General features: G+C 71.8%; 29 protein-coding genes and 1 pseudogene. 12 read left to right on the top strand and 18 right to left on the bottom strand.

Annotated features, from left to right (window positions below):
• Window positions 1-30 precede the first annotated feature (30 nt).
• The 7 genes from E1293_RS11880 to sigK form a co-directional block, all read right to left on the bottom strand.
• On the bottom strand, window positions 31-633 hold the full coding sequence (locus E1293_RS11880; RefSeq protein ID WP_243716175.1) for an LOG family protein: 603 nt from the start codon (window positions 631-633) through the stop codon (window positions 31-33).
• A gap of 78 nt (window positions 634-711) precedes the next feature.
• The gene (locus tag E1293_RS11875; RefSeq protein WP_132196931.1) at window positions 712-2,316 is read right to left on the bottom strand and encodes an ABC transporter permease; all 1,605 of its coding nucleotides are present in this window, start codon (window positions 2,314-2,316) and stop codon (window positions 712-714) included.
• Entirely contained in the window at window positions 2,313-3,221 is a 909-nt protein-coding gene (locus E1293_RS11870; protein ID WP_132196929.1) for an ABC transporter ATP-binding protein, read from the bottom strand. The genes E1293_RS11875 and E1293_RS11870 overlap by 4 nt, the downstream gene beginning before the upstream one ends.
• The gene (locus E1293_RS11865; protein WP_132196927.1) at window positions 3,218-3,883 is read right to left on the bottom strand and encodes a TetR/AcrR family transcriptional regulator; all 666 of its coding nucleotides are present in this window, start codon (window positions 3,881-3,883) and stop codon (window positions 3,218-3,220) included. Before E1293_RS11865 ends, E1293_RS11870 begins: the two co-directional genes overlap by 4 nt.
• A 94-nt stretch (window positions 3,884-3,977) precedes the next feature.
• Window positions 3,978-5,042 carry a S1C family serine protease gene (locus E1293_RS11860; RefSeq protein ID WP_132196925.1) on the bottom strand — a complete coding sequence of 355 codons (1,065 nt, stop codon included), beginning with the start codon at window positions 5,040-5,042 and terminating at the stop codon, window positions 3,978-3,980.
• A 92-nt stretch (window positions 5,043-5,134) separates the two neighbouring features.
• On the bottom strand, window positions 5,135-5,854 hold the full coding sequence (locus tag E1293_RS11855) for an anti-sigma factor (RefSeq protein ID WP_132196923.1): 720 nt from the start codon (window positions 5,852-5,854) through the stop codon (window positions 5,135-5,137).
• Window positions 5,851-6,429, bottom strand: a complete 579-nt coding sequence (gene sigK, locus E1293_RS11850) for an ECF RNA polymerase sigma factor SigK (RefSeq protein WP_132196921.1) — start codon at window positions 6,427-6,429, stop codon at window positions 5,851-5,853. Before sigK ends, E1293_RS11855 begins: the two co-directional genes overlap by 4 nt.
• Before the next feature lie 101 nt (window positions 6,430-6,530).
• Between sigK and E1293_RS11845 the strand changes: the two genes are divergently transcribed.
• Both E1293_RS11845 and E1293_RS11840 read left to right on the top strand, forming a co-directional pair.
• Window positions 6,531-8,093, top strand: coding sequence for a molybdopterin-dependent oxidoreductase (locus E1293_RS11845; RefSeq protein WP_243716174.1), 1,563 nt, complete (start codon window positions 6,531-6,533; stop codon window positions 8,091-8,093).
• A gap of 51 nt (window positions 8,094-8,144) precedes the next feature.
• Window positions 8,145-8,783, top strand: a complete 639-nt coding sequence (locus tag E1293_RS11840; RefSeq protein ID WP_132196919.1) for a fasciclin domain-containing protein — start codon at window positions 8,145-8,147, stop codon at window positions 8,781-8,783.
• A 109-nt stretch (window positions 8,784-8,892) separates the two neighbouring features.
• On the opposite strand, the gene E1293_RS11835 is transcribed toward E1293_RS11840, so the two are convergent.
• Entirely contained in the window at window positions 8,893-9,345 is a 453-nt protein-coding gene (locus E1293_RS11835) for a GbsR/MarR family transcriptional regulator (protein ID WP_132196917.1), read from the bottom strand.
• An 80-nt stretch (window positions 9,346-9,425) separates the two neighbouring features.
• On the opposite strand from E1293_RS11835, the gene E1293_RS11830 reads away from it, so the two are divergent.
• From E1293_RS11830 to E1293_RS11815, 4 genes are read left to right on the top strand one after another with little or no spacing between them, the layout of a single operon-like run.
• On the top strand, window positions 9,426-10,322 hold the full coding sequence (locus tag E1293_RS11830; protein ID WP_132196915.1) for an ABC transporter ATP-binding protein: 897 nt from the start codon (window positions 9,426-9,428) through the stop codon (window positions 10,320-10,322).
• Complete coding sequence (locus E1293_RS11825) at window positions 10,319-11,107, top strand: ABC transporter permease subunit (RefSeq protein WP_132196913.1); 789 nt, start codon at window positions 10,319-10,321, stop codon at window positions 11,105-11,107. The genes E1293_RS11830 and E1293_RS11825 overlap by 4 nt, the downstream gene beginning before the upstream one ends.
• A 34-nt stretch (window positions 11,108-11,141) precedes the next feature.
• The gene (locus E1293_RS11820) at window positions 11,142-12,101 is read left to right on the top strand and encodes an SDR family NAD(P)-dependent oxidoreductase (RefSeq protein ID WP_132196911.1); all 960 of its coding nucleotides are present in this window, start codon (window positions 11,142-11,144) and stop codon (window positions 12,099-12,101) included.
• A gap of 46 nt (window positions 12,102-12,147) precedes the next feature.
• Entirely contained in the window at window positions 12,148-12,786 is a 639-nt protein-coding gene (locus E1293_RS11815) for a DUF6962 family protein (protein ID WP_132196909.1), read from the top strand.
• Between the two features lie 9 nt (window positions 12,787-12,795).
• Here E1293_RS11815 and E1293_RS11810 read toward each other — a convergent pair whose 3' ends face one another.
• Both E1293_RS11810 and dapE read right to left on the bottom strand, forming a co-directional pair.
• Window positions 12,796-13,599 carry an LOG family protein gene (locus tag E1293_RS11810; RefSeq protein WP_132196907.1) on the bottom strand — a complete coding sequence of 268 codons (804 nt, stop codon included), beginning with the start codon at window positions 13,597-13,599 and terminating at the stop codon, window positions 12,796-12,798.
• Window positions 13,596-14,672 carry a succinyl-diaminopimelate desuccinylase gene (gene dapE / locus E1293_RS11805; protein WP_132196905.1) on the bottom strand — a complete coding sequence of 359 codons (1,077 nt, stop codon included), beginning with the start codon at window positions 14,670-14,672 and terminating at the stop codon, window positions 13,596-13,598. The genes E1293_RS11810 and dapE overlap by 4 nt, the downstream gene beginning before the upstream one ends.
• A gap of 33 nt (window positions 14,673-14,705) precedes the next feature.
• Between dapE and E1293_RS11800 the strand changes: the two genes are divergently transcribed.
• Window positions 14,706-15,389 (top strand): 4'-phosphopantetheinyl transferase family protein, encoded by a 684-nt coding sequence (locus E1293_RS11800; RefSeq protein WP_243716176.1) that lies wholly within the window; start codon window positions 14,706-14,708, stop codon window positions 15,387-15,389.
• Here E1293_RS11800 and E1293_RS11795 read toward each other — a convergent pair.
• Window positions 15,379-16,215, bottom strand: coding sequence for a 2,3,4,5-tetrahydropyridine-2,6-dicarboxylate N-succinyltransferase (locus tag E1293_RS11795; RefSeq protein ID WP_132196901.1), 837 nt, complete (start codon window positions 16,213-16,215; stop codon window positions 15,379-15,381). The genes E1293_RS11800 and E1293_RS11795 overlap by 11 nt on opposite strands.
• A gap of 44 nt (window positions 16,216-16,259) precedes the next feature.
• Between E1293_RS11795 and E1293_RS11790 the strand changes: the two genes are divergently transcribed.
• Entirely contained in the window at window positions 16,260-17,177 is a 918-nt protein-coding gene (locus tag E1293_RS11790; RefSeq protein WP_243716173.1) for a hypothetical protein, read from the top strand.
• On the opposite strand, the gene E1293_RS11785 is transcribed toward E1293_RS11790, so the two are convergent.
• Window positions 17,174-17,356: a DUF397 domain-containing protein gene (locus E1293_RS11785; protein ID WP_132196899.1), complete on the bottom strand. Its 183-nt coding sequence runs from the start codon at window positions 17,354-17,356 to the stop codon at window positions 17,174-17,176. The genes E1293_RS11790 and E1293_RS11785 overlap by 4 nt on opposite strands.
• On the bottom strand, window positions 17,353-18,192 hold the full coding sequence (locus E1293_RS11780; RefSeq protein ID WP_132196897.1) for a helix-turn-helix domain-containing protein: 840 nt from the start codon (window positions 18,190-18,192) through the stop codon (window positions 17,353-17,355). Before E1293_RS11780 ends, E1293_RS11785 begins: the two co-directional genes overlap by 4 nt.
• A 134-nt stretch (window positions 18,193-18,326) precedes the next feature.
• On the opposite strand from E1293_RS11780, the gene E1293_RS11775 reads away from it, so the two are divergent.
• Window positions 18,327-18,524, top strand: a complete 198-nt coding sequence (locus E1293_RS11775; RefSeq protein ID WP_132196895.1) for a hypothetical protein — start codon at window positions 18,327-18,329, stop codon at window positions 18,522-18,524.
• A gap of 379 nt (window positions 18,525-18,903) precedes the next feature.
• Here the strand turns inward: E1293_RS11775 and E1293_RS50685 are convergent.
• The 3 genes and pseudogenes from E1293_RS50685 to E1293_RS11765 form a co-directional block, all read right to left on the bottom strand.
• Window positions 18,904-19,221: pseudogene (locus tag E1293_RS50685) on the bottom strand (JAB domain-containing protein); the annotation flags it as partial.
• A complete protein-coding gene (locus E1293_RS50680) occupies window positions 19,169-19,432 on the bottom strand; it encodes a DUF6406 domain-containing protein (protein WP_424923621.1) in 264 nt (87 codons plus the stop codon). The pseudogene E1293_RS50685 and the gene E1293_RS50680, both read right to left, overlap by 53 nt.
• 2 nt (window positions 19,433-19,434) lie before the next feature.
• Window positions 19,435-20,877, bottom strand: coding sequence for a C2 family cysteine protease (locus E1293_RS11765; RefSeq protein ID WP_132196891.1), 1,443 nt, complete (start codon window positions 20,875-20,877; stop codon window positions 19,435-19,437).
• A gap of 347 nt (window positions 20,878-21,224) precedes the next feature.
• On the opposite strand from E1293_RS11765, the gene E1293_RS11760 reads away from it, so the two are divergent.
• The gene (locus E1293_RS11760; RefSeq protein ID WP_207938795.1) at window positions 21,225-22,340 is read left to right on the top strand and encodes a glycosyltransferase family 4 protein; all 1,116 of its coding nucleotides are present in this window, start codon (window positions 21,225-21,227) and stop codon (window positions 22,338-22,340) included.
• Complete coding sequence (locus E1293_RS11755; RefSeq protein ID WP_132196889.1) at window positions 22,319-23,590, top strand: MFS transporter; 1,272 nt, start codon at window positions 22,319-22,321, stop codon at window positions 23,588-23,590. The genes E1293_RS11760 and E1293_RS11755 overlap by 22 nt, the downstream gene beginning before the upstream one ends.
• Here E1293_RS11755 and E1293_RS11750 read toward each other — a convergent pair.
• Together E1293_RS11750 and E1293_RS11745 are read right to left on the bottom strand one after the other, a co-directional pair.
• On the bottom strand, window positions 23,583-25,043 hold the full coding sequence (locus E1293_RS11750; RefSeq protein WP_132196887.1) for an MFS transporter: 1,461 nt from the start codon (window positions 25,041-25,043) through the stop codon (window positions 23,583-23,585). The genes E1293_RS11755 and E1293_RS11750 overlap by 8 nt on opposite strands.
• 13 nt (window positions 25,044-25,056) lie before the next feature.
• Window positions 25,057-25,689: a hemerythrin domain-containing protein gene (locus tag E1293_RS11745; protein WP_132196885.1), complete on the bottom strand. Its 633-nt coding sequence runs from the start codon at window positions 25,687-25,689 to the stop codon at window positions 25,057-25,059.
• A gap of 165 nt (window positions 25,690-25,854) precedes the next feature.
• Here E1293_RS11745 and sigJ point away from each other — a divergent pair, with 165 nt between their 5' ends.
• Window positions 25,855-26,757 (top strand): RNA polymerase sigma factor SigJ, encoded by a 903-nt coding sequence (sigJ, locus tag E1293_RS11740; protein WP_132196883.1) that lies wholly within the window; start codon window positions 25,855-25,857, stop codon window positions 26,755-26,757.
• Window positions 26,758-26,760 lie beyond the last annotated feature (3 nt).

The following is a 26,760-nucleotide window of genomic DNA, read 5'->3' as shown; positions in this document are numbered from 1 at the left end:
GTCGTCCCCCCACAATCGTAGCGGCGGGAGCTACAGCTCGGCTTCGGCGTAGTCCTCGGGGGAGAACTCGATGCGGGGCTGTGTCCGCTCCAGGAGGTCGAACGCCTCGGGGACGGAGTCCGTCCAGCCGATGGCGTCCCAGATCTTCGGGCGGGCGAAGCCCTGCTCGGTGAGCCCGACCATCAGCTCGCGGAGCGGCTCGTAGACGCCGGTCGGGTCGAGGATGACGACGGGCTTGTCGTGCATGGCGAGGACGCGGGCCGTCCACACCTCGAACAGCTCCTCCAGCGTGCCGATGCCGCCGGGCAGGACGAGGAACGCGTCGCTGCGCCGGTCCATCTCGCCCTTGCGGGCCCGCATGTCGCCGGTGACGATCAGCTCGTCGTTGTCCTCGTCGGAGATCTCGACGCTGACCAGGCCCTCGGGGATCACGCCGATCGTCCGGGCGCCGCCGGCCCGCGCGGCGCGGGCGACGGCGCCCATGCACGACACCTGGGCGCCGCCGCTGACGAGGCTGTGCCCGCGCCGGGCCAGCTCGGCGCCGGCCTCGGCGGCAAGATCGACGTACCGGCGGTCGATCTTGCCGCTGGACGAGCAGAACACACAGACGGCGAGGGATGTCGGAGAGGTCACCCGGTCAATCTAACCGGCTCCCGGGATCCCGAGCGAAGCTCGTCCTTTGAATGGTGGTGGGTGGGGGCTGGAGGACGGTCAGCTCGACGCAATATCGCGGCGGCGGAAGCCCGCCATGCCCAGCGCGGACAGGGCGGCCGCCAGCGCGACCAGCCAGATCACCGGCGTGGCCGCGAACGGGTGCCCCGGCACCTTCGGGATGTGGGTGAACGGCGACACGTCCAGGGCCCACTGGTCCAGGTCGAGCCCGGCGCCGAAGAGCGTGACGGCCGCGAAGACCCCGACCGCCGCCCAGGCGCCACCGGTGAAGCGGGGCGCCAGGCCGAACAGCGCGAGCGCGATCGCCGCGACCAGCCAGACGGCGGGCAGCTGCGCGAGGGCGGCGCCGAGTACGCGCGGCACCTCGCGGCCGGGATCGCCGGTGTCCAGGCCGTGCGCGATCCCGGCGGCCAGCCCGGCGGCGCCGAGGGCGGCCACCGGCCCGGCGAGGGCGAACGCCAGGTGGCTGGCCGCCCACCGGAGCCGTCCGGCCGGGGTGGCGAGCAGCGGCTCCGCGCGCTGCCCGGTCTCCTCCGTGCGCAGCCGCAGCGTCGCCGACACCGCGTAGGCGGCGGCGATCAGGCCGAGCGTGCTCATGATCGAGGCGAAGTAGGCGTCGGTGATCGCGCTGCTCCCCCCGAGGCGGGTGAAGATCTCCTCCAGGTCGGGGTTGTCCTTCACCATGTCCTGCACCCCGCCCGCGACGGCGCCGTACACGACGCCGAGCGCGACGAATCCGGCGAGCCAGCCGTAGAGGGACCGGCTCTGCAGCCGCCAGCCGAGCCCGAACGGCCCGGACAGCCGGGCCGGCGCCTCGGCGGGGCCGAGCTTGGGCGGCAGCACGCCCGCGCCGACGTCCCGGCGGGCCGACAGCGCCCCGGCGGCGGCCACGAGGGCGGCGATGAGCGCGACGGCGAGCCCGAGCGTCCACCAGCGTTCCCCGCCGTACGCGCGGAGCCGGTTGATCCAGCCGAGCGGGGACAGCCAGCCGAGCCACGACAGCCCGTTCCCGGCGCCGCCGACGTCGGCGGCCATCCGGATCACGAACGCGGCGCCGAGTACCGCGATGGCCGTCCCGCGCGCGGCGCCCGCGCCCTCGCTGAGCTGGGCGGTCACTCCCGCGACGGCCGCGAACACGCAGCCGGCGGCGGCCAGTTGCAGCCCGAAGGCCACGGACCCGGCGACGGGCAGGTCCTGCCCGATCATGCCGGCGGCGAGCACGGCGGCGAGGACGAGGTTCGCCGCCATCGTCACGATGAGCGCGGCGGCGAGGCCCGCGCCGCGTCCGGTGACGGTGGCGCCGAGCAGCTCGCGGCGGCCCGCCTCCTCCTCGGTCCGGGTGTGCCGGACGACCATGAGCGCGCTGATCAGCGCGAGCACCACGGGGATGAACCCGGACCGCTGCGCGACGATGCCGCCGAGGCCGGGGTCGTACAGCGGCCCGTACAGCGCGAGGAACGTCGGGTTCGTCCCGCTCGTCCCGGCGTACTGGAGGCGGTCGGCGGCGGTCGGGTAGAGGCCGTCGGTGGCCCCGACGAAGCCGACCGGGATCACGCCGAGCCAGATCACCCAGACGGGCAGCAGGAACCGGTCGCGCCGCAGGATCAGCCGGACCAGCCCCCACGTTCCAGTGAGGCTCCTCATTTCACGGCCTCCTGCAAGTCGTCCTTGTAGTGGCGCAGGAACAGCTCTTCCAGGGTCGGCGGACGGCTGGTCAGGCTGCGCACGCCGGCCTCGGTGAGCTGCCGCAGCGCCGCGTCCAGCGAGGCCGTGTCGACCTCGAACCGGATCTTGTTGCCGTCGATGCGGACGTCGTGCGCGCCGGGCAGCGGCAGGCCGTCCGGCGAGGACGCCAGCTCCGCGTCGATGGACGTGCGGGTCAGGTGCCGCAGCTCGGCGAGCGTCCCGGACTCGGCCGCGGCGCCCTTCCGGATGATCGTCACGCGGTCGCAGAGCGCCTCGACCTCGGACAGGATGTGGCTGGACAGCAGGATGGTCCGGCCCTGGTCGCGCTCCTCGCGGACGCACTCCTGGAACACCTCCTCCATGAGGGGGTCCAGCCCGGAGGTGGGCTCGTCCAGGAGCAGCAGCTCGGCGTCGGACGCCAGCGCGGCGACAAGCCCGACCTTCTGCCGGTTGCCCTTGGAGTAGGCGCGGCCCTTCTTGCGCGGGTCCAGCTCGAACCGGTCGAGCAGCTCGGCCTTGCGGCGCGCGTTCGTGCCGCCGCGCATCCGGCCGAGCAGGTCGATGACCTCGCCGCCGGACAGGTTCGGCCACAGCGTGACGTCGCCGGGGACGTAGGCGAGCCGGCGGTGCAGGTCGGTCGCGTCCCGCCACGGGTCGCCGCCGAGCAGCCGGGCGGTGCCCGCGTCGGCGCGCAGCAGGCCGAGCAGGACCCGGATGGTGGTCGACTTCCCGGCGCCGTTCGGGCCGAGGAAGCCGTGCACCTCGCCGGGCTGGACGGTCAGGTCGAGTCCGTCCAGCGCGCGCGTCCGGCCGAAGCTTTTGACCAGGCCGGACACGGATATGGGGAGCGTATTGGTGGTCACCGGTTCTCCTCGTGGGGAGGCTGCCCGCCGGTGGCGGGCAGGGTCTTCAGGGCGGCGCGGGCCTGCGCGGACAGCTCGGGCGAGATGAGGTTGTCCTCAAGGACGTCCAGCATCGACAGGGCCAGCCGGGGGTAGCCCTCGCCCATCAGGACGTTGCCGCCCAGGGCGCGGGACAGGTGTTCGTGCAGGACGATGACGCCGAAGCTCATGGCGGTCATGACGGACGCGTAGCCGTGCAGGTCGTCCGTCTTCGGCGCGGAGACCCCGGGTGCTCCGCGTTTCAGGAGGTCCTCGCTGAACGCCACGGCGTCGTCGAACAGGGTGCGCGCGGCGGCCGAGTCGTCGCTCAGCACGCGGGCCAGGTAGCGCTGGACGGGCAGTGCCGTCCGCATGGCGACCGACAGGAAGCCGGGGCTGCCCATCCCCCCGGAGAGCGCCTCCTGCTTGGTCTCGCTGATCACTTCGATCACGTGGTCGTCGCAGGCCTCGCGCAGCGCCTCCTTCGTCCCGAAGTGGTGCTGGACGAGGGCGGGCGACACCCCGGCGGCCTTGGCGATGCCGCGGATCGTCGCGCCCTTCAGCCCGTGTTCGGCGAACTCCAGCAGCGCAGCGTCCCTGATCCGGGCGCGCCCGGTCAGATCGTCGGAGCGCTCGCTCGGCACGACCCTCACCCCCTGTACCGATGTTCAGTAGCCTGTACGTTAGTACACTGTACTCGCGTACAGGCCGCCGTCAACCGGTGCGGGCGGGCCGGTCTCAGCCGCCGCCGGGGAGGTCGGTCAGCGTCACCTGGACCTGCTTCTTCGAGCCGTCCGGCTTCTGGACCTCGACCTTCACGGTGTCGCCCGGCTTGAGGTTCGCCAGCACGGACGTCAGCGCGGTCTGGTCGGGCGTCGCGGTGCCGTTCACCGAGAGGATCAGGTCACCCGCCTGGATGCCCGCCTTCTCCGCACCGCCGCCCTTCTGGACCTCGACCACGGCGACCGCCGACCGCTGCCCGCTCTGCGGGTCGACGATCGTGCGCACCACCACGCCGAGCGCCGCCCGCCCGGAGTTCGACACCTTCCCGCTCTGGATCAGCTGCGGGACGATCCGCTTCACCGTGTCGCTCGGCGTCGCGAACCCGATCCCGATGGCCGCGCCGCCGATCTGCGGGTCGGACGCGGCGGCGGTCGGGACGCCGATGACCTTCCCTTCGAGGGTGACGAGCGCGCCGCCGCTGTTGCCCGGGTTGATCGCCGCGCTCGTCTGGATGGCGTCGGCGATCGTCGACCCCTGGAAGGAGCCCTCGCCCTTGGTCGAGACCGTCCGGTGCAGCGCGGAGACGATCCCGTCGGTCACGCTCCCGGCCAGCCCCAGCGGGTTGCCCATCGCGAGGACGATCTGCCCCACCTCGGCCTTGCCCGACTCGCCCCACGCCGCCGCCTTCAGCGACCCCCCGCTCACCTTGACGACGGCCAGGTCGTCGGCCGCGAACGAGCCGACGAGGGTCGCGTCCAGGGGGGAGCCGCCGCTGGCGGACGTCACCTGGATCTTCTTCGCCCCGGCGACCACGTGCGCGTTGGTGACGATGTCGCCCTGGCCGTCGAAGACGACCCCCGACCCCTCCGCCTGGCCGGTCTGGATCTTCACGACCGACGGCAGGACGGCGTCCACGACCTTCTCGTACTGCGCCTGCAGGTCCGACGCCGCGCCCGAGACCGGCGCCGACGTCCGCGCCGACGCGGGCGCGGCGTCCTCGTCGCTCCCGCTGCACCCCGCGAGGACCAGTGCCCCCGCCACCGCCGCCGCGCCGACCTTCGCCTTCGACTTCCTGTCCACGCTCCACCTCCAGAGGGGACACTTCCCGGCCTCCGTGGAACAGGCGCAGGTGTAGGTCACGATTTTGCGACGCCGTGCCGCACGCCAGGCCCTCAGCTGAGCTTGAGCGTGAGGAAGGGGGCGCCGGTCGGCTGCGCGGAGCCGCCCGCGGGCTCGACGGTCATCCCGAGCTGCTGGGCGTTCCCGACCCCGGACGCGATGACGGGCTTGGACGGCTCGCCGGCGGGCGGCCGCATGACGCCCGCCGAGCGAGGCGCGGCGGAGGAGGCCAGGAACCACAGCTGGTAGGACTTCGCGGACGGCAGCCGCCTCAGCCGGGACGTGGTGATCACCGCCTTGTCCAGCTTCCGGGACGACACGACCGTGACCGTGGCGTCGTCCTGCGCCCGGGTGGTGGACGCCTGCGCGTCGGGGGCCGTCATCACGGCGGCGATCCGCCGGTTGAAGTCCTGCGCGCGTTCGGCGTCGCCGTGGAAGTGCGCGGCCGTGACACCGCCTGCGAGGGCGAGCACCAGGCACGCGGCCGCGGCGAGCCAGCTCAGCCCGCCGGCGCGGGGGGACGGCAGCCGGCGAGCCAGCCGGGGCGGCGACTGCCGCGTCCGGCCGATCTCGGCGAGCACCCGGTCGCGCAGGCCGGGCGGCGGCTGCCGGGACGCGGCGAGGGCCAGCCGCGCGGTGGTCTCGCGGAGCCCGGCGACCTCCTCCGTGCAGGCCGCGCAGCCGGACAGGTGGCGCTCGAACCGGCGCCGCTCGGTGTCGGACAGCGCGTCCAGGGCGTAGGCACCGGCGAGGTCGTGCTGATCGTGAGTCATGTCTGCACCCCCAGGCAGTCGCGCAGCCGGATCAGCCCGTCGCGCATCCGCGTCTTGACGGCGGCGAGGCCGACACCGAGCAGCTCGGCGACCTCCCGGTAGGTGTAGCCGCCGTAGTAGGCCAGCGTGATCGACTCGCGCTGGGTCTCGGTGAGGCCGCGCAGGCAGCGGCGCACCTGCTGGTGCTCCAGCCGGGTGCCGACCTCCTCGGCGACCTGGTCGTACTCCGGGTCCGGCACGCCCGCGCGCGCCTCGCGGTCGCGGCCCGCCTGGGCGGAGCGGACCCGGTCGATCGCGCGGCGGTGCGCCATGGTCAGCGCCCACGCGGTGGCGCCGCCCTTGTCCGGCCGGTAGTGCGAGGCCTTGCGCCACAGCTCGACCAGCACCTCCTGGGCGATCTCCTCGGCCTGGGCCGGGTCGCGGACGACGCGCAGCGCCAGCCCGTACACCGGCCCGGACAGCCGCTCGTACACCTGCTCGAAGGCGTCCCGGTCGCCCCTGGCCACCAGGACGAGCAGGTCGCCCAGGTCCGGGACGCCGGGCGCCGCGGCGCGTCCGCTCGACGGGTCAGTCATCTCCACACCAGGAGTTCGGTGCCGGATCGGCATCGGATGGGTGAGAAGCCGTCCGGAAAAGTTCGACCCATCCGCTCGGCGTGCGGCGCCGAACACCCGATGTGACAGGCGATAGAGCAACCAGGCCACTGCGGTGGGTCACCGCCGCGGGCCGCGGCCTCCTGGCGGCGGCCGCCGCGCTGGGCACCGCCGAGCTGGCGGCCGGCGCGATCGGGCGGGCCACCGCGTCCCCCGTCCTCGCCGTCGGGGCGGGCTTCATCGACCTCACCCCCTCCTGGCTGAAGGACTTCGCGATCCGCACCTTCGGCTCCAACGACAAGACCGTCCTGCTGATCGGGCTCGGCTGCGGGATCGCGGCGGCCGCCGCCGTGATCGGGCTGCTGAGCCGGAGGCGGCTGCTGTGGGGCCTGCTGGGGCTGGCCCTGTTCGGGGTCGTCGGCGTGGTCGCCGCCCTGACCCGTCCCACGGCGGAGGCGGTCGACGTGATCCCGGCCGTCTTCGGCGCGGCATGCGGCATGGCCGCGCTGGCGCTGCTGACGAGAAGTATCCGTCCCACGTCGGGCGAAGCTACCCGCGAAGAAGCCGGGCCAATCCGCGTGTACGACCGGCGGCGCGTGCTGCTGACGAGCGCGGGGGTCGCGGTCGCCGCGGCGGCGACCGGGGTCGGCGGACGGGCCCTGCTGCGGCGCGACAACGTTTCGGCCGTCCGGCGCCGGCTGCGGCTCCCGGCTCCGGTGAGCCGCGCCAAGCCGGTTCCCTCCGGCGCGCAGGTGCGCGTCCCGGGCATGACGCCGTTCCGGACGGCCAACTCCGGCTTCTACCGGGTCGACACGGCGCTCGTCCTGCCCCAGGTCGATCCCCGCGACTGGACGCTGCGGATCCACGGCATGGTCGCCCGCCCCGTCGAGCTGACCTTCGACGACCTGCTGAAGCTCGACCTCGTCGAGCGCGACATCACGCTCTCGTGCGTGTCGAACCAGGTCGGCGGCAACCTGGCCGGGAACGCCCGGTGGCTCGGCGCCCCGCTGGCGCCGCTGCTGCGCAGGGCCGGGGTCCGCTCGGGCGCCGACCAGATCCTGTCCCGCTCGTCCGACGGCATGACGATCAGCACCCCGCTGCAGACCGTGCTGGACGGCCGCGACGCCCTCCTCGCCGTGGGGATGAACGGCGAACCGCTGCCGATCGCGCACGGCTTCCCCGCCCGCATGGTGGTGCCCGGCCTCTACGGGTACGTGTCGGCGACCAAATGGGTCGTCGACCTCAAGGTCACCCGGTTCGCCACCGACCAGGCGTACTGGACGAAACGCGACTACGCCGAACGCGCCCCCGTGAAGACCTTCTCCCGCATCGACGTCCCGAAGCCGCTCGCGCGCATCAAGGCCGGGCGCGTCGCCGTCGCCGGAACCGCCTGGGCGCAGCACCGCGGCATCGACGCCGTCGAGTGGCAGGTGGACGACGGGCCCTGGCGTCCGGCGCAGCTCGCCCCCGTGCCCGGCATCGACACCTGGCAGCAGTGGGTGGCCGAGTGGGACGCCGTCCCCGGCTCGCACACGCTCCGCGTCCGCGCCACCGACGGGACCGGGGCGACCCAGCCCGAGCGCAGGGCTCCCCCGCTTCCGGACGGAGCGACCGGCTGGCACTCGGTGGTGGTCACCGTGACGTGACCGCAGCAGCCAGTGAAAGACCGACAGTTCACCAACCCTGAGGAGTTCACCATGAAGCGCACCCGCATCGCCGCCGGCGTCCTGTCCGCGGCCGCCCTGACCGTCGGGCTCACCGCCTGCTCCGGCGGAGACGACGGCGACTCCGGCGGCGGCGCCGCCTCGCCCAGCTCGGCGGCCCCGTCCAGCAGCGCCGCCGCGGCGCCCGCGTCGGACCAGCCGTTCGGCGCCGCCTGCTCGACCGTCCCCGCGTCCGGCAAGGGCAGCTTCAGCGGCATGGCCACCGACCCGGTCGCGACGGCCGCGTCCAACAACCCGGCGCTGTCCACGCTGGTCAGCGCGGTCAAGGAGGCCGGCCTCGTCGACACGCTCAACTCGGCCCAGGACATCACCGTGTTCGCGCCGACCAACGACGCGTTCAAGAAGATCCCGAAGGGCACGCTCGACAAGGTCATGGCCGACAAGAAGATGCTGAAGAGCATCCTGACCTACCACGTCGTCGGCCAGAAGGTCGCGCCGAGCGCGCTGGCGTCCGGCAGCTTCAAGACCCTCCAGGGCGGCACGGTGACCACCAGCGGCTCGGGTGAGTCGTTCACGGTCGGCACGGACAAGGCCAACGTGGTCTGCGGCAACGTCCAGACCGCGAACGCCACCGTCTACCTCATCGACTCCGTCCTGATGCCGCCCAAGTAACCCCGCGAACGGCCGGTGGACGGCCAGGCCCCTCGGGGCGGAGGGATGACCGGCCGTCCACCGTGCCTCCCCGCTCGCACCGTGACCGCGCGGCCGGACGGCCGCGCGGTCACGGCGAGCGTTCGGCGCGCCAGCGGTCGACCAGGGCCGGGAGCTCGCTGAACATGAAGCCGTAGAAGTCGCGCATCTCCGCCAGGCGGCGGGCGGCCGGGGTGTCCGGGCCCGCCGCCGCGATGCCCTCGTCCGCGGCCTCGAACATCGACTGGACCACGCCGTTCTGCGCCGACATCAGCGTCGCCCACGCGCCTTCGCGCAGCCGGTAGTGCTCGCGGCGGCTGCCGGGCGCCGGGGCCCGCTCGATCAGCCCGACGGTGGACAGCATCTTGATCGCGCCGGACACCGAGCCGGAGCTGATGCCGAGCTGCTCGGCCAGTTCCGGCGCCGTCACGCTGTCGGCGTCGGCGAACAGGAACGCCGCCATCACCCGCGCGGTCGCCTTCTGCAGCCCGTTCTGGGCCAGGACCAGCGCCAGCCGCTCGGCCGCCTCGGTGGTGTCCCCCAAGACCGTCCCCTCTCGTCGGCACCGACTCTAACAGCTCTGAACTTTCAGAAATCTTTGAAGATTCTGATACTGTCCGAGGCATGCACACGGCCATCGAGCTGACCGAGCTCACCAAGTCCTACGGCTCCCGGCGCGGGCTGGACGGGCTGTCCCTCCAGGTGCGGGCCGGGGAGGTGTTCGGCTACCTCGGGCCCAACGGAGCCGGGAAGAGCACCACGATCCGGCTGCTGCTGGACCTGATCCGCCCCACCTCCGGCAGCGCCCGCGTCCTCGGGCTGGACCCGCGCGCCGACGCCGCCCGGCTGCACCGCCGCACGGGCTACCTGGCCGGCGACTTCGTCGTGGACGGGCGCCGGCGCGCCGGCGAGTGCCTGGCCTTCCTGGCCCGGCTGCGCGGCGGCGTCCCGGCGCACCGGATCACCGGCCTCGCCGCCCGGCTGGACGTCGACCTGGACGCCCGGATCAAGAGCCTGTCCAAGGGCAACCGGCAGAAGGTCGGGCTGATCCAGGCGTTCATGCACGAGCCCGAACTGCTGATCCTGGACGAGCCCACGTCCGGCCTCGACCCCCTCGTCCAGCAGACGTTCCTCGACATGGTCGGCGAGGCCCGCGACAACGGGCAGACGGTCTTCATGTCGAGCCACATCCTGAGTGAGGTCGAGGCCGTCACCGACCGCGTCGCCATCATCCGCGAAGGCGCCCTCGTCGCGCTCGACACCGTGGACGCGCTGCGCGCCCGCTCCAGCCTGCGGGTCCGCGTCACGTTCGCGGCGCCCGTCCCGGCGGGCGAGTTCGCCGCGCTGCCGGGCGTCCAGCACGTGTCGGCGGACGGCGACACCCTCACCTGCACCGTGGACGGCAGCCCGGACGCCCTGGTCAAGGCCGCCGCGCAGTACACCGTCACCGGACTGCACGCCGACACGCAAGATCTCGAAGAGCTGTTCCAGGCGTACTACACGGGCCCACGCGCAGCATGACCACGAACGGCGGAGCCATGTTCACCAAGACCCTGTACGACAACCGGCGGATCTTCACCGTCTGGGCGCTGGCCACCGGCCTGCTGGCGCTGATGTACGCCGCCTTCTACCCGCAGGTCTCCGCGGACGCCATGGCGAGCGTCCCCGAGTCGATGAGCGGGTTCGGCCTCGACGACACCTCCACCGCCGCGGGCTACCTGCAAGGGCCGGTCTTCGGGCTGCTCGTCCCGCTCCTCGCGACCTTCTACGGCGCGGCGACCGGCGCCCGGACGATCTCCGCCGACGAGGAGAGCGGCTACCTCGACCTCCTGCTCGCCCACCCCATCGGCCGCGCCCGCCTGCTGCTGCAGCGGTTCGCCGCCCTCGCCGCCGGGGCGCTGCTGATCGGCGGCGCCGTCCTCGCCGCCATGCTCGCCGTCCGCGACGGCGCCGACCTCGGCAGCGTGGGCGCCGGCGGGTTCGCGGCGCAGACGCTCAACCTGACGCTGCTCGCCCTGCTGTTCGGCGCGCTGGCCACCGGCCTCGGCGCCGCCACCGGCCTCACTCGCGCGACCGTCTTCGGCGTCACCGCCGGCCTCGGCGTCGCCGTGTTCGCGCTCAACGGCTTCGCCCCGCAGATCGGCGCCGGCGGGCTCCGGTACCTGACGCCGTTCCACTACTACATCGGCGGCGAGCCCCTCAAGAACGGCGTCCAGGTCGCGGACGCCGCCGTCCTGGCCGCCGCCTCGGCCGTCCTCATCGCCGCCGGCACCTGGCGTTTCGTCCGCCGCGACCTCGGTCGTTGACCTGGAGTGCGCTCCAGGTCATACGTTCGGTGCCATGGCCAATCAACAACACAAAATCGGCTCAGGGTTCGGCGCGCAGAGCACGGCCGCGGAGGTGCTCGCGGGCATCGACCTGTCGGGGCGGCTCGCGGTCGTCACCGGCGGCTACTCCGGGCTGGGCCTGGAGACCACCCGGGCGCTCGCCGCGGCCGGGGCTCAGGTCGTCGTGCCCGCGCGGCGGCGCGAGGTCGCCGACGAGGCGGTGGCCGGGATCGGCGGCGTCGAGGTGGACGAGCTCGACCTCGCCGACCAGCGGTCCGTGGCGGCGTTCGCCGACCGTTTCCTCGCGGCCGGACGGCCCGTCCATCTGATGATCGACAACGCCGGGATCATGGCGGCGCCGGAGATGCGCGTCGGTCCCGGCTGGGAAGGCCAGTTCGCCGTCAACCACCTCGGGCACTACGCGCTGGTGAACCGGCTCTGGCCGGCGATCAAGGAAGGACGCGGACGGGTCGTGTCGGTCTCCTCCCGGGGACACCAGCTGTCCGGCATCCGCTGGGACGACGTCCACTTCGAGCGCGGCTACGACAAATGGCAGGCGTACGGCCAGGCGAAAACGGCCAACGTCCTGTTCGCCCTCCACCTGGACGCTCTCGCCCAGGGCACCGGGGTACGGGCCTTCTCGCTCCACCCGGGGACCATCAGGACCGCGCTCGGCCGCCACATGTCGGACGACGAACTCGCCGGGCTGAGCACGAGGATCGACGAGGGCGCGTCCGGGAGCAACTGGAAGACCCCCGAGCAGGGCGCGGCGACCCAGGTCTGGGCCGCGACCTCCCCGCAGCTGGACGGCATGGGCGGCCTGTACTGCGAGGACTGCGACATCGCCGAGCCCGCCGCCCCCGGCACCGTCCTCGGCCCCGGGGTCAACGCATGGGCGACCGACCCGCAGGAGGCCGCCCGGCTGTGGCGCCTCTCGGCCGACCTCACCGGCGTCGACGCCTTCGCCGCGTGATCTCCCGCGCGCGATCCGGCGGCGGCGGGCCGGGTAACGTGCAGGTGTGCTCGCCGAACCCGCCGCCGCACTGAGCGACCTCGCGCTCGGGCTGGTCGTGGTGGCCCTCGCCGTCCGGCTCGGACGCGCGCCGGCGGTGCACCGGTACTGGCGCACGTCGTTCTGGTGGGCGGGGATCGCGGCATTGGCCGGCTTCGTCCACCACGGCGTGATCAAGTACTCGGACCAGTGGTCCGGGCCCAGCTGGGCCGTCATCAGCGGCATGGTGGTCGTCACGGTGTCCTACCTGCTGGCGGCCACCGTCGCCGAGGTGCTCGGCCCCCGCCACGCCCGGACGTTCTGGGTGCTGCGCTCGGTCGGGATCGCCGCCTACGTCGTCCTCGCCGTCACCGGGCACGCGGGGGTCGGCGCGCTGCTGACCTGCGAGAGCCTCACGATGGTCAGCATCCTGGCGCTGTGGGGGTGGGCGGCCTGGCGGCGCCATCCGATGGCCGGCCCGGTGATCATCGCGCTGGCCGCCAGCGGCGCCGCGGCGGCGGCCAAGGCCATCGACCCCAGTGTCACCCGCCGCGTCGCGCTGGACCCGACCTCGGTTTACCACCTCGCGCAGATCGTCGGGATGGTCCTGCTCTACCTCGCGATCAGCGCCCGCCGGCCGAACCCGCCGTCCGTCCGGCCCGCGTAGCCCGCGGGGTCACTCCCCGGCGGCGTCCGCGACGGCGTCGACGGCGGCCTGCTCCTCCTGGAGGCGCCTCTCGGCCGCGATGTGGGCCTCCACCACGACCTTGACGACCTCCTCCGGGTCGTCGGTGAGGTGGATCAGGTCCAGGTCCTGGGGGGAGATCTTGCCGGACGGCAGCATCGTCTTGCGGACCCAGTCGAGCAGCCCGCCCCAGAACTCCGTCCCCACCAGCACGATCGGGAAGCGGGTGATCTTCTTGGTCTGGACGAGGGTGATCGCCTCGAACAGCTCGTCCAGCGTCCCGAACCCGCCGGGCAGGACGACGAACGCCTGCGAGTACTTCACGAACATCGTCTTGCGGACGAAGAAGTACCGGAACTCCAGGCCGATGTCGAGGTAATCGTTGAGCCGCTGCTCGAACGGCAGCTCGATGCCGAGGCCGACCGACAGGCCGCCGCTCTCGTCGCAGCCCTTGTTGGCCGCCTCCATGATCCCCGGACCGCCGCCGGTGATCACGGCGTAGCCGGCCTCGTGCAGCCGGCCGCCGATGTCGACGGCGAGCTTGTACTCCGGGGAGTCCGGCTTGGTCCGGGCGCTGCCGAACACGCTGACCGCCTTCGGCAGCTCGGCGAGCAGGCCGAACCCCTCCACGAACTCCGCCTGGATCCGCAGCACCCGCCACGGGTCGGCGTGCACCCAGTCGACCGGACCGCGGCCGTCCAGGAGCCGCTGGTCGGTGGTGGTCTGCGGGACGGCCCGTCCGCGCAGCATGGCCGGTCCCTGGCGCCGCGAGGGGGCATTCGCATCCAAAGTCATGGGGACACGGTAGTAGGACCGGCCAGCCACGTGCGCATACGTTCTTCGCACTCGGCGATCAGCGGGAGCTCGACGTACTCGCCCTTGGTGTGCGCGAGCGTGGGGTCGCCGGGCCCGTAGTTGACGGCCGGGACGCCGAGCTCGGCGAAGCGGGCGACGTCCGTCCAGCCCAGCTTCGCGCGGATCTCGGCCCCGCTCTCGGCGGTGAACGCGGCGGCGGCCGGGTGCGTCAGCCCAGGCCGCGCGGCGGACGCGCCGTCGGTGATCGTCACCTGGAAGCCCGCGAAGATTTCCCGGACGTGCGCCTCCGCGTCGTCCAGCGACTTGTCGGGCGCGAACCGGTAGTTCACCGTCACGACGCACTCGTCCGGGATGACGTTCCCGGCGACGCCGCCCGAGATGAACACGGCGTTCAGGCCCTCGTGGTACTCCAGGCCGTCCACGACCGGACGGGTCGGCTCGTAGGCGCGCAGCACGTCCAGGATCCGTCCGGCGGTGTGGATGGCATTGGATCCCATCCAGGCGCGCGCACTGTGCGCCCGCTCCCCCGCCGCCGTCACCTCGGCGCGCAGCGTGCCCTGGCAGCCGCCCTCGATCTGCGCGTCCGTCGGCTCCATCAGCACCGCGAAGTCGCCCGCGAGCAGCTCGGGACGCGCCACCGCGAGCTTGCGCAGCCCGTTGCGCCCGGCCTCGATCTCCTCGCACTCGTAGAAGACGTAGGTGACGTCCCGGGTCGGCTCGGTGACGGTGGCGGCGAGCCGCAGCGCGACCGCGACGCCGCTCTTCATGTCCGTGGTGCCGCACCCGTAGAGCCGGTCGCCCTCCACCCGGGACGGGAGGTTGCCGTTCAGCGGGACGGTGTCGAGATGCCCGGCCAGCACGACCCGCTCGTCCCGGCCCAGCTCCGTCCGGGCGACGACATTGTTGGCGTACCGCTCCACCGTCAGGTGCGGAAGCCCGCGCAACGCCTCCTCGACGGCGTCCGCGAGCGGCTCCTCCGCCCCGCTCACCGACTCGATGTCGACGATCGCCGCCGTCAGGTCCGCCACGTCCGAAAAGAGATCAAGCCCCATGGCGGAAGGTTATCTATCATCGCGATCGTGGAGATGCCCGTACTGGAGTGCGCCGTCCATTGGGCGCGTCCCGCCGACGACCCCGAAATGCGCGGATACCTGGACGAAGCGGAACGCGCCCGCTACGACCGCTTCCTGCGACCCGAGGACAGGGCCCGCTTCGTGACCGGCCGCTTCCTGACCCGAACCGTCCTGTCCGAGGCCACCGGCCGCCCCCCGCGCGAACTCCGCTTCACCACGGACTGCCCGCACTGCGGCGGCACGCACGGCAAGCCCCGCCTCCCCGGCGGCGACCTGGACTTCTCGCTCTCCCACTCGGCGGACCGCGTCGTCCTCGTCCTCGTCGAGGGCGCCGAGGTCGGCGTGGACGTGGAGCAGGAGAGCGACCGCGACATCGACCGGCTCGCCGAGATGGTGCTGACCGCCGCCGAACGCGAGGACCTCGCCGCCATGGCCGACCGGAAACGCGGCTTCCACGCCTACTGGAGCCGCAAGGAGGCCCTCCTGAAGGCCACGGGCCACGGCCTGGCCGCCCCGATGACCGACATCCACGTCTCCGCCCCCGACTCCCCCGCCGAGGTGATCGCCTGGAACGGCAAGGCGGCCGTCGCCCCCGTCCGCCTCGCCGACCTGACCCCGGGCCCCGGCTACGCGGCGTCCGCCGCCGTCCTCACCGACCGCCCCCTGAAGATCACCGAGAGCGGGGTCAGGTATTGATGCCGTGGTCGCGGAGGATGTCGTTGAGGGACGCCTTGTCGTGCCGCTGCCCCTCCTCCAGCCGCTTCAGGATGAGCACCGCCGGGAGGCCGAACGTGCCGCCCTTGAACTCCTTGTAGCGGGTGCCGCCGACGGCGACGCACCAGTCGGGGATGCGGCCGCGGCTGATCTCCTCGCCCGTCTCCACGTCGATGACCGGCATGGACGCGGACAGGTTCGTCCCGGAGCCGACGACGGCGCCGCGCCCGACCCGGGCGCCCTCGACGATCATCGAGCGGCTGCCGATCATCGCCTCGTCCTCGATGACCACCGGCTTGGCGTTCGGGGGCTCCAGCACGCCGCCGATGCCGACACCGCCGGACAGGTGGACGTTCTTGCCGACCTGCGCGCACGACCCCACCGTCGCCCACGTGTCGACCATCGTGCCGGAGTCGACGTAGGCGCCGATGTTGGTGAACGACGGCATCAGGACCACTCCGGGCGCGAGGTAGGAACCCCAGCGGGCGATGGCGCCGGGGACGACGCGGACACCGTCCAGCCGCGTCTTCAGCGGGATGCGGTCGTGGTACCGGAAGTCGCCCACCTGGGAGCGCGCCATCCCGAGGACCTTGAAGCTCAGCAGGATCGCCCGCTTGGCCCGCTCGTCGACGACGACGTCGTCGGTCTCCGGGTCGATGCGGGCGACGCGGGCCTCACCCGTGTCGATCTGGTCGACGGCGGCCACGATGGCGGCGCGCGCGCCGGCGTCCTCCGGGGTCAGGTCGGCGCGCCGCTCCCACAGCTCGTCGATGCCGCCGGAGATCGGGCTGGTGAACGTTTCGGTCATGCCTCCTGAGCTTAGTAGGGCCCATCTCCCGGTACCTTCTTCGCGTGGCTGTTTGGTCGAGGTTGAAGGCGCGTCCCGAGGCGGGGACCAGCGGCGGCAAGCGTCGTCGCGGCCGCCGCTGGGCGATCGGCGTCTGCGTCGTCGCGCTCCTGGCGGGCGGCGGCGCCTACGTGGCCTACGATCGTGCCCGCCCGTATCTGCACGGCTCCGGCTGCGAGGTCCGGACGACCCAGGGCACGATGCCGCTCGACCTGGAACAGGGCGCGAACGCCGCGACCATCGCCGCGGTCGCGTTCCGCAAGAAGCTGCCCGAGCGCGCCGCTGTTATCGCCTATGCGACCGCCATGCAGGAGTCACACATTCACAACCTGCCGGGCGGCGACCGCGACTCGGTGGGCATGTTCCAGCAGCGCCCGTCGCAGGGCTGGGGCACCCCCGACAAGCTGCGCGACCCCGTCCAGGCCACCAGCAAGTTCTTCGACGCCCTGGTCCACGTGAAGGGCTACGTCGACCGCGACCTGCACGACGCGGCGCAGGAGGTGCAGCGCAGCGCGGACGGCGACGCCTACGCCCAGCACGAGCCGGACGGCAAGCTCCTCGCGACGGCGTTCACGGGCCGCGAGCCGGCCACGGCCCGCTGCTGGTACCCGCCGGACGAGAAGACCACGTCCCGCCGCCCGGAGGCGCTCCGCGAGATGCGCCGCGCCTTCGGCAGCCGCCTGAAGGTCGGCGGCCCGGGCCCCCTCAAGGCGGGCTCGCCGTCCGACCCGGACTCCTGGAACGCGGTGAAGGCCACCAACCCCCGCGCCGGCTGGGCCGTCGCCACCTGGGCCATGACCCACGCCCAGCCCTACGGCCTAACCGAAATCCGCTACGCCGGCAAACACTGGACCGCCGAAGCCGGCCACGACGGCTGGATCGAAGACAAAGACGCCCCCAAGGACGCAATAATCGTCCGCTAATCCTTTTGCAGCCGATTGATCAAGTCCTGCATTGCATTCACGGTGAGCCCAAGTCGAGGACCATCCGGGTCCTTGGAGTCTCGGATCAGCAGCATCCCCGGACCTGCGGCAATCTCAACGCATTCACCGCCCGTGCCATCGCTGTGGCTGCTCTTTCTCCAGACGAGGAAGGGGGTCACAAATACTCCTCACGCGCTCGAAGCATGAACGCGATGGACTCCGCTTGACCGAGAGCCTCACCCATCACCAGGGTAAAATGTACCCCGGCCCTGAAGAGCACGTCCTTGTTCTCGATGAGCTGGCTGACATGCCCCGTCTCGACGTACATGAGGTCCGGCTCTCGCGCGAAGCTGAGAAGGATGAACCCGCCTCCCAGCGCGAGGGGCGTGACCCTCTCGAAGGGCATGACGAGTATTCGCACGTTGGGACGGCGAGCCATCTCTACGAGGTGGTCGATTTGATCGGCCATGGTCTTGGAGCCACCAACCGGGCGGCGCAGTGCGGACTCGTCCAAGACGAACATCGCTTCGGGCGGGTTCGGACGGTCGAGGATCTCCTGCCGCTCCATCCGCACGGCGACCCGAGCATCGAGGGTGGCCTCCGGCTCACTCTGATCCATGATCCCGCGTGCGTAGCCCTCGGTCTGCAGCAGTCCAGGCACTAGCTGAGCAGCGACGGCTCGGACACCGATGGCCTGCGCCTCCTGCAAACGGTAGGTGTCGAAGCCCGGACGCAGAACACGGCTGCGGCCGACGCGCCGAATGGTCGTGTAGATGCGGTGGAAGTGGCCGTCCTCCTGGTCCCAGCCATCCGTCTTGAAGTAGGTGTCCAGGTCGAGGGCGGTCTGCTCGGAGACGGTCTTGTCCGCCTTCTCCAGCTGGCAGATCCACTGCGGGGTGCAGCCGAGGGCGCTCGCGAGCTGGTTCTGGGACAGCTTCTTCCGCATGCGCGTCCGGCGCAGCTCTTCACCGAAGTGGACGCGGAGGGCGTCGGGGTCGTGCTGGTCACTGGCCATGGCGGGGGCCTCCGGCACTCGGTTGACGGGGGGCGTCAGGGGGTGGACGTCCAGTTAAGGCAGCTTCGTAGCCGACAGTAATCAAATAACAGCAGTCTGTCCCGTGAACCAACGACGAAGGGGCAGGTCAACCGATGAAGAACGCGAGAACGGCCGGGATCGAACGAGACTTCCCCGCCTGGATGGTGTGGATGTCCGGCCAGGGCACCTACTGGGGCGCGGTCCGCCGCGACCCGAAGTCGAAACTCGCCCCGACCGTCATCGCCGACTCCGAGGCCGATCTGCGCGCGGCCCTGGCCGCCCAGCCATGCAGCGGACAGTTGAGCCAGTGACTCCGCCCATCGGCCTGAAGCAGTGGATCCCCGGCCTACAGGTCTGGTACGGCATCTACACCAAGTCCTGGTGGGCCTACATGCCGGGCCGTCCAGACCGCCTGATCGAGGCCGCTTCCCCCGAGCTTCTTGTCGTGCACCTCACTCCGTTCGCGGAGACAGCCATGGCACACGGGACAAGACGGCCTCGATAGCACCGCTGCTTACCCGTCCTTGATGGCAAGGCGGACCGCCAAGCGCCCTTGATCATCGACGTAGCTGCTCGTCTTCGCGTCCATCGGGTCCGGGTGGTCGTAGCCCACGGATTGCGTACTGGAAACGCAGTTCAAACTCGCGTGTGAGGTCGGCGCACGATTACGCCACGCGTGGCCGGGCTGGGCTCGAGGCGTCCGCTGGGGTGGTTGTGCTCGATGCCGAACGCGGCTCCGCCGACCGAGAGGACCGCGCTTAGGACGTCCCGGACCGGGATCAAACTGCGGTCGGTGGCGCCCTCCACGAGCGGGACGACGCGCAGAACTTCACCGCCGGCTTCAACCCCAGGCGTCCTGTAGCCACCCCTGCGAGGTCTGCGGGGCCCACGGCCCGCGCGCCACCAAGGTGACCGAGCCGCTGGCCCGTAGCCGGAAGGCTCGGTACGGGGTTCCCTACTCGACTCGCGCGAACACGGCCCCCAGCCTGCCCGCCCCTGCCTCCACAACGCGGTCGAATCGCCAAGTCTGATCGCCGATCGGGAACGTTTCGCCGGGATGCAGAGTGAATCTTCCCTCCGCTCCACTGTCCCGGACGGCAACGACAACTTCTGACAGATTTCCGTTCCGCCCCTCACGGACACGGACCAGCCCCATATTGGCATCTGCGCCGACCCCGGTCTGGGTGCCCTGCTGGAGGCCGATTTCTTCGATTGCCATCGTTAGTCCAAGGTAGTATATCGAGGTCGAATATGGGCTTTAAATTCTTGGAATGTCAGCGGTTCAGGATGTTCATAATTCCACGGATTACGCAGATGGAACTTTCCCTGCTCATCGACCTTAGTGACCTCGTAAGCATGACTGGCGACGAGATTCCTCGGCAGATCCGATTCACCGTCGAGCAGCTTTCTAGTTCCGACGAGTATCGGCTTGCTCTGGGAGAGTTGTCCGGCGATCTCCTCCTTCAGTTGGCGGTCCGCACTGCGGCCTTGCTTATCATTTCCGGTCGGAAATTGTACCGTCTTGGCAGGTTGTCCTGTGAGTTGCGTTAGCAGTTCGGCACGCTCGCCAGGGTTGGTGCCCTGGTTCAATCGCACATAGCCGGTCGGCGCGCCCCCAGCTTTTCCCCAGAGGTTCCAGAGTTCGGTCGCCCTATCCCTGCGCCGACCGTTCCAGGTCTGGTCCACCCCCGCGATCGCCTTCTCCAGCACGGGCGACCAAGCCACGTTCGCCGAAGTCGTCTCAGCGAATACAGGCGAATCCGGCTTCTGATCTTTGATCGGGAGTTCGGGGGTGACCGTCAACGCGATCGGGCGTCCAGTCGGCTCGTAGCGCTGATTCGGAGGCGAGTACTTCGCCTCGTGCAGGCGCACCTCGTAGTTGCCGGCATCGGTTTCTCGGACGCAGTCGTGAATAGCTTGGGGGTTGTGTCCGGCGACGGCCCCCAAGGTGGACATGACGCCACAGTCACCGAGTGTCCCTTGCTGCGTCTGTTCACGCGCGGGCTCTCCATTGAAGAGTGGCACACGGCTACCATCGGCACGATCCAGCGGCGTGCCGTAGCGGTCGGGAACCAGAGACGGGTCCCCCTCGGGATCCTGAAAGTCCGGGCGGTCGACCGCGCCTGCCAACTCTTTGCGTCTATCGCTGAAGTCCAGCTTGGCGGCCATCTGCTTCAACCGATCCGAGATGCCGCGTTCGCGTTCATCCTCGTCGACCTCGGCCATGCGCCCGTCGTCATCGGGCGGTCCGTCGCCCCGGATCCTCCTGTCGAAGTCGTTCGGGGTTTCGACGGCCTGTGGATGGTCCGGCTCCTCGCCCGGAGTGACCGGGGTGTCCGTTCCCGTAGGCGCTTCCTCTTCACGCTCGTCTTGCGGTGCCGCCTGGCCGGTCTCGGACTTGCCCGCGTCCTGCCCTTCGCTCTTGGGCTCCGTTGAGGCGGGCTCGTGGTCACGGTCTTCGGCCGGTGGGGCGCCGGGGTCCTTGGCCTCGACCTGCTTTTCCTGCTGAGCGAGTTCGCGGGAGCGCGCGCGGCTCTCTATTCGGGACGGCTGCCCGGGAGCACCGGGGTTGTCGGGCGGGGGCGAGGACGGCTTGTCAGACGGGCTGCGCCGATCCGCGTTCTCCACCTTGGCGTCGGTCCTGGTGGGTCGCTCCACGCCCATGCCTCCCCCTCTCCCGTTCTCGCGGGCCGCGTTCCCGGCGACGCACGGGCCGGCGTCCGACCACCGCCCGTCTATGAAAGCGGGAATGCTCGGGATCTGCACGTTTCGTTGACTAGCAAGCCGCAACTCCCGTTTCGCTGCTGCGTCGAGGTCCGCTCCGTGCCGCGTCGCGTCGGCGCTTGACTCTCGTTTCGCTCGCCGTTGGCTCCCACCCGGCACTTCCCGCCGCATGGACCCTGGAGGGGCTTGGAGGAGGGTTGGTGTGCGGCTGGGCGGGAAGTCGTGGTCGCATGGAGATACCGCGGACTCTGGTGATGACGGGGCATTTCCCGCCTGAGCCCGGCGGTGTGCAGACGTTCACTTGGGAGCTGGTGCGGCGGTTGCCCGCTGAGCGGGTGGTGGTCGTGGCGCCGGCGCGGGACGGGGCCGCGGAGTTCGACGCGGGGGTCGGGTTCCCCGTTGTGCGGCGGCGCGGGTATCTGCTGTTCCGGGGGTTGCGGCGGCTCGTCGTCCGGCATCGGCTGGAGGCGGGGTGGATCACGGCGGTGGCGCCGTTCGGGATGTATGCGCCGCTGGTGCGGGCCGCGGGGGTGCGGCGGCTGGTCGGGTCGACGCACGGGCAGGAGCTTGGGTGGTTCCGGGCGCCGCCGACGCGGGCCGCGCTGCGGGCGGCGGCCCGGTCGCTGGACGTTCTCACGCACCTGTGCGAGGCGACGCGGCCGGAGTTGGCGGATGCCGTTGGTGACCGGACGCGGCTGGTCCGGCTGGCCGGGGCGGTGGACACGGTCCGGTTCCGGCCCGGTCTGGACGGATACGCGGTGCGGCGGCGGCATGGGCTCGGTGAAGGGCCGGTGGTGCTGAGCGTCGCGCGGCTTGTGCGGCGCAAGGGCCACGACATGCTGATCCGGGCTTGGGGGGACGTGGTGCGGCGGCGGCCCGATGCCCGGCTGGTCATCGTCGGGGACGGCCCGATGCGGCACCGGCTGACGGAGCTGGCGGACCGGGTCGCGCCCGGGACGGTGACGCTGACCGGGCACGTGTCCGCCGCCGACCTGCCGCGCTACTACGCCGCCGCCGCCGTGTTCGCGCTGCCGTGCCGCGACGACCGGCACGGGCTCCAGACGGAGGGGCTGGGCCTGTCCGTGCTGGAGGCGTCCGCGACCGGGCTGCCAGTGGTGGTGGGACGGTCCGGCGGCAGCCCCGCATCCCTCCTCGACGGGCGGACGGGCGTCCTGGTGGACGCCACCGGCCCGGACGAACTCGCGCTCACCCTCCACGGACTGCTGGCCGCCCCCGTCCGCGCCGCCGCGCTGGGCGCCGCCGGGCGGCGCTGGACCTGCGCGCACTGGAGCTGGGACGCCGCCGCGGCCCGGCTCGCCGCTCTCCTGAACGACTCCGCCCTCGACGCGCCGCAGCACGACTCCCCGGGGATGGAGCCCGCATGGGACTCAAGGAGCAGCTGAGCCGGCCCGACTTCCGGCGGCTCATCGTCGGCCAGACCGTGTCCTCGTTCGGGGACTGGATGGGCACGCTGGCGCTGATGTACTTCGTCCTGGAGCTGAGCGGCTCCACGACGGCGGTCGGCGGGGTGCTGGTGCTGCGGCTGCTGCCGTCCGCGCTGGGTGCGCCGGTCGCGGCGCGGGTGGTGACGCGGTGGCGGCGGCGCAGCGTGATGCTGTGGTCCGACATGATCCGGGTGGGCATGGCCTTGGCGCTGCCGATCGTGCCGTGGCTGTGGTGGGTGTACTTCTGGGCGTTCCTGATCGAGGTCGTGGGGCTGATGTTCCTGCCGGCGCGGGACGCGGCCATTCCCTTCCTCATCGAGGAAGACGAGAACGAGCACGACACCGGCACGCTGGAGGTCGCCAACGGCATCACCATGGCGACGTCCTACGGGATGATCCCGGTGGGCGCGGGGGCGTTCGGGCTGATCCTCTGGGGGTCGCAGCAGGCGGGCTGGGAGGGGTACTGGCGGTACGTCGTCGTGTTCTGGCTGAACGCCCTGACGTATGTCGTCTCCTACTTCGCCATCCGGTCGATCCCCGACCTCGGTCCCGGTCCCGTCGAGAAACGGGAGATGGAACGCACCGAGGAGGAGGACCAGGGCGGGTTCGTCTCGGCGCTTCGGCTGCCGGTGGTGCGGGGCGTGCTGCCGGGAGTCGCGGTGGTGGCGCTGGGGCTGGGCGCGCTGTTCTCGCTGGGCGTGGTGTTCGTGAAGAACGTCCTGGACGCGGGCGCGGTCGGGTTCGGGGCGCTGGTGGTGCTGTTCGGGGTCGGCGCGCTCGCGGGCCTGCTGCTCATCCACCGCAAGGCCGGGAGCCTGATGACGCAGATCCGGGTCGGGACGGCCGCGCAGGGCATCGTGATCGCCCTGATGGGCGGGCTGGGCTCGCCGACGTGGTCGTTCGTCGGGGCGGTGGTGTTCGGGGCGTCCGCGACCAGTGCGCTGGTGGGCGCGATCACCTTCCTTCAGGAGGCGCTGAACGGCGTGGAGCGGAACCTGGCGCTCACCGCGTTCCACGCCGTCCTGCGGTTCGGGCTGGCGCTGGCGGCGCTGCTGTCGGGCGGCGCGGCCGACCTCCTGAAGGAGGCCGGCGCGTCCCCGCTCGGCATGGCCCCGGGCCAGTTCGTGCTGGCGGCGTCCGGTCTGGTCGTCCTGCTGGGGACGTTCCTGATCCGTGCCCCGGGCGCCGCGAAGATGTCCCCTACGTGACCGGCACCGGTTCGGTCCTCTCCTCGATCTCGGCCGGGCCCGACTCGCCGCGGCTGTTGGCGGCCCGCAGGGCGACGACCGCGGCGCCGGCCAGGAAGATGCTGCACGCCAGCAGCGCCCGGGAGAAGCCGGAGGTGAGCGCCTCCGGTACCGGCGTCCGGCCCGTGACCAGGTGGTTCGTGCGGGACGTGGCGACCGCGGAGAAGATCGCGAGCCCGAGCGCGCCGCCGAGCTGCTGCGACGCGTTGAGCAGCGCCGCGGCCAGGCCCGCCTGCTCCGGCGGGACGTTGGCGTTGGCGGCGGTGGTGACGGACACGAAGGCCGCCCCGAGCCCCAGCGAGGCGATCATCAGGCCGGGCAGCAGGTCGGTCAGGTACGAGCCGTCCACCGGGATGCGCGACAGCCAGTACACGCCGCCGCCCGACATCAGCAGCCCCACGACCATGACGGGGCGCGTCCCGACCCGGGTGATCAGCTGGGACGAGACCCCGGCGGCGATGGCGACGCCGAAGCAGAGCGGCAGGTAGGCCGAGCCGGTCTTCATCGGCGAGTAGTGCAGGACGTTCTCCATGTAGAGGCTGAGGAAGAAGAACATCGAGCCGATGCCCGCCACGGCGACGAGCTGGGTGACGTCCGCCGCCGCCAGCCCCCGGATCCGGAAGATCGACAGCGGCAGCAGCGGGTTGCGGCCGCGCTGCTCGTTGACCAGGAACGCGATCAGCAGGACCAGCGAGCCGACGAGGCCGCCGATCGTCCGTCCCGCGTCCCAGCCGGCCTCCGGCGCCTTGACCAGGGTGAACACGAGGAGCATCATCCCGCCGGTGACTAGGACGGTGCCGAGGATGTCGAAGTTCGCGAGCCGGGCGCTGCGCCGGTCGCCCTCGACGAGCAGGAACAGGCCGGCGATCACCAGCACGCAGACCGGGACGTTCACCAGCATCACCCAGCGCCAGCCGGGCCCGTCGGTCAGCAGCCCGCCGAGCAGCACCCCGGCCGCGGACGCGCCGCCCGCGACGCCGCCCCACACGCCGAGCGCCTTGCCCCGGTCGCCGCCCTCCTTGAACATCGTCGTCAGGATCGACAGCGTGCCGGGCAGCATCAGCGCGGCCCCCGCGCCCTGCGCGAGCCGCGCGCCGATGAGCAGCCCGGACGTGGTGGCGAGCCCGCCCGCGACCGACGACAGCGAGAACAGGACGGTCCCGGCCACCACCACGCGGCGGCGGCCGAGCAGGTCGGCGAGCCGGCCGCCGAGCAGCATGAACCCGCCGTAGGTGAGCAGGTAGCCGGACGGCACCCACGTGAGGTCCTGGACGGAGAAGTCCAGGTCCGCGCGGATCGCGGGCAGCGCCACGTTGACGATCGACGCGTCGATGAAGTCCAGGAACGCGATGGCGCACAGCAGCGTCAGGGTGACCTTGCCGCGCCCGGTCCCGAGAAAGGACGATTTCGTCATGGCGGATCTCCGTTCAGTGGGCCCGCGCCGGCGACTGCCAGCGGGGTGCGCGCAGGTAGCGGGGCCGCCACACCGCGCGGTAGAGCAGCCGGACGGGCGGCGGGACGATGCCGAGGACCTTGCGGCGGGTGTCCTCCCCGGCGCCGTCCAGCAGCCAGGGGAAGAACGACGCGGCCCCGCTGACGCCGAGCCTGCGGCGCTGCTCGTTGCCGAACGCGTCCCATTCCTGCTGGGTGAGCAGGTCGCCGACGAGTGGCAGCGCCAGCTCCTCCTCGTGCTCGCAGTGCGCGGTCAGCGCGTCGGCGAGCCGTCCCGCGCCGGCGGCGAGCCGGGTGGCCTCGCCCGCCCGGACGGCCGCGTCGACGGCGGCGAGCAGGCCGTCCAGCCGCTCGTGCTCGCCTTCCATCTGGTCGAGGACCGCCGGGTCCGCGGCCTTGGCCCGCAGGACGGGCCACAGGTGCGTGTCCTCGGCGGTGTGGTGGATGTGCAGGAACCGCTTGAACCGGTCCCAGCCCGCCTGGACGGCCGGGCCGGCCACGTCGCCGGCCGCCGCCATCGCGGTGAGCCGGTCGAGGTCGCGCTGGAACGCGTCGTGGACGGCGTACATGAACGTCACGTCGACGCGATCGGGCTTTCCGTCACTCATTTCCATCCCCCTTGCCGGAGCATTTCCGCGACCAATGAGCGGATCGGGGGCCGGAAATGTGACGTGCGGAGCCGCTGATGAGGCCCACATCACATTTGCCGCGCCGATGTCACACTTGAGGGGCGGGACGCACTCGAAGAGGGGAGCGCACAGGAGGGTCGAGCCATGTCCGAAGGCACCACCGAGGACACCGCGACGCGGGTTTTCGCCGGGCACCGGGAACTGCTGTTCTCGGTCGTCTACAACATGCTGGGAAGCGTCGCTGACACCGAGGACGTCCTCCAGGACACATGGCTCGCGTGGGCGGCCCGCAGCGGCGCCGGCGGGATCGAGAACCCGCGCGCCTACCTCGTCCGGATCGCCGTCAACACGGCGCTGTCACGGCAGGCCGCGATCAGCCGCCGCCGCGAGACGTACGTGGGGCCGTGGCTGCCCGAGCCGTTGGTGACCGAGGAAGGCGCGGGCGACGCCGCCGAGCGGACGGAGGCCGTGTCGATGGCGCTCCTCGTCGTCCTGGAGACGCTCACGCCGCTGGAACGGGCCGTGTTCGTCCTGCACGAGGTGTTCGGCTACGCGCACACCGAGATCGCGCCGATCCTGGACCGCAGCCCGTCCGCGGTCAGGCAGCTCGCGCACCGCGCCCGCGAGCACGTGCACGCCCGCCGCCCGCGCTACCAGGCCGACCCGAAGGTGCAGCGGCAGGCGACGGAACGCTTCCTCCAGGCGGCCCTCGGCGGCGACATGGAGTCGCTGCTGGACATCCTCGCGCCGGACGTGACGCTGTGGACGGACGGCGGCGGCAAGGCCCGGGGCACGGCGGCCCTGCGCCCCATCCACGGCCGGGACAGGGTGGCCCGCGTCATCACGGGCACGACCGCCCGCCACCGTCCGGAGGCGCTGGACATCCGCTACCGCACGGTCAACGGCGACCCGTCCGCGGTGCTGTTCGACGAGGACGCCCCGTTCGCCGTCATGGTCCTCGACCTGGCCCCGGACGGCGACCGCGTCCGCGGCGTGTACGCCGTCACCAACCCCGACAAGCTCACACACATCGAGGAGGACGGCTGAGCC

It is taken from the genome of Actinomadura darangshiensis (assembly GCF_004349235.1).
Lineage (GTDB): Bacteria > Actinomycetota > Actinomycetes > Streptosporangiales > Streptosporangiaceae > Spirillospora > Spirillospora darangshiensis.
This window is presented reverse-complemented; position numbering and strand designations above follow the sequence as displayed.

Coding starts and splice junctions, on each gene's coding strand:
- E1293_RS11875 (WP_132196931.1), bottom strand. CDS start 2,316: ATGAGGAGCCTCACTGGAACGTGGGGGCTGGTCCGGCTGATCCTGCGG.
- E1293_RS11855 (WP_132196923.1), bottom strand. CDS start 5,854: ATGACTCACGATCAGCACGACCTCGCCGGTGCCTACGCCCTGGACGCG.
- sigK (WP_132196921.1), bottom strand. CDS start 6,429: ATGACTGACCCGTCGAGCGGACGCGCCGCGGCGCCCGGCGTCCCGGAC.
- E1293_RS11840 (WP_132196919.1), top strand. CDS start 8,145: ATGAAGCGCACCCGCATCGCCGCCGGCGTCCTGTCCGCGGCCGCCCTG.
- E1293_RS11830 (WP_132196915.1), top strand. CDS start 9,426: ATGCACACGGCCATCGAGCTGACCGAGCTCACCAAGTCCTACGGCTCC.
- E1293_RS11825 (WP_132196913.1), top strand. CDS start 10,319: ATGACCACGAACGGCGGAGCCATGTTCACCAAGACCCTGTACGACAAC.
- E1293_RS11820 (WP_132196911.1), top strand. CDS start 11,142: ATGGCCAATCAACAACACAAAATCGGCTCAGGGTTCGGCGCGCAGAGC.
- E1293_RS11810 (WP_132196907.1), bottom strand. CDS start 13,599: ATGACTTTGGATGCGAATGCCCCCTCGCGGCGCCAGGGACCGGCCATG.
- dapE (WP_132196905.1), bottom strand. CDS start 14,672: ATGGGGCTTGATCTCTTTTCGGACGTGGCGGACCTGACGGCGGCGATC.
- E1293_RS11800 (WP_243716176.1), top strand. CDS start 14,706: ATGCCCGTACTGGAGTGCGCCGTCCATTGGGCGCGTCCCGCCGACGAC.
- E1293_RS11795 (WP_132196901.1), bottom strand. CDS start 16,215: ATGACCGAAACGTTCACCAGCCCGATCTCCGGCGGCATCGACGAGCTG.
- E1293_RS11780 (WP_132196897.1), bottom strand. CDS start 18,192: ATGGCCAGTGACCAGCACGACCCCGACGCCCTCCGCGTCCACTTCGGT.
- E1293_RS11775 (WP_132196895.1), top strand. CDS start 18,327: ATGAAGAACGCGAGAACGGCCGGGATCGAACGAGACTTCCCCGCCTGG.
- E1293_RS50680 (WP_424923621.1), bottom strand. CDS start 19,432: ATGGCAATCGAAGAAATCGGCCTCCAGCAGGGCACCCAGACCGGGGTC.
- E1293_RS11765 (WP_132196891.1), bottom strand. CDS start 20,877: ATGGGCGTGGAGCGACCCACCAGGACCGACGCCAAGGTGGAGAACGCG.
- E1293_RS11755 (WP_132196889.1), top strand. CDS start 22,319: ATGGGACTCAAGGAGCAGCTGAGCCGGCCCGACTTCCGGCGGCTCATC.
- E1293_RS11750 (WP_132196887.1), bottom strand. CDS start 25,043: ATGACGAAATCGTCCTTTCTCGGGACCGGGCGCGGCAAGGTCACCCTG.
- E1293_RS11745 (WP_132196885.1), bottom strand. CDS start 25,689: ATGAGTGACGGAAAGCCCGATCGCGTCGACGTGACGTTCATGTACGCC.
- sigJ (WP_132196883.1), top strand. CDS start 25,855: ATGTCCGAAGGCACCACCGAGGACACCGCGACGCGGGTTTTCGCCGGG.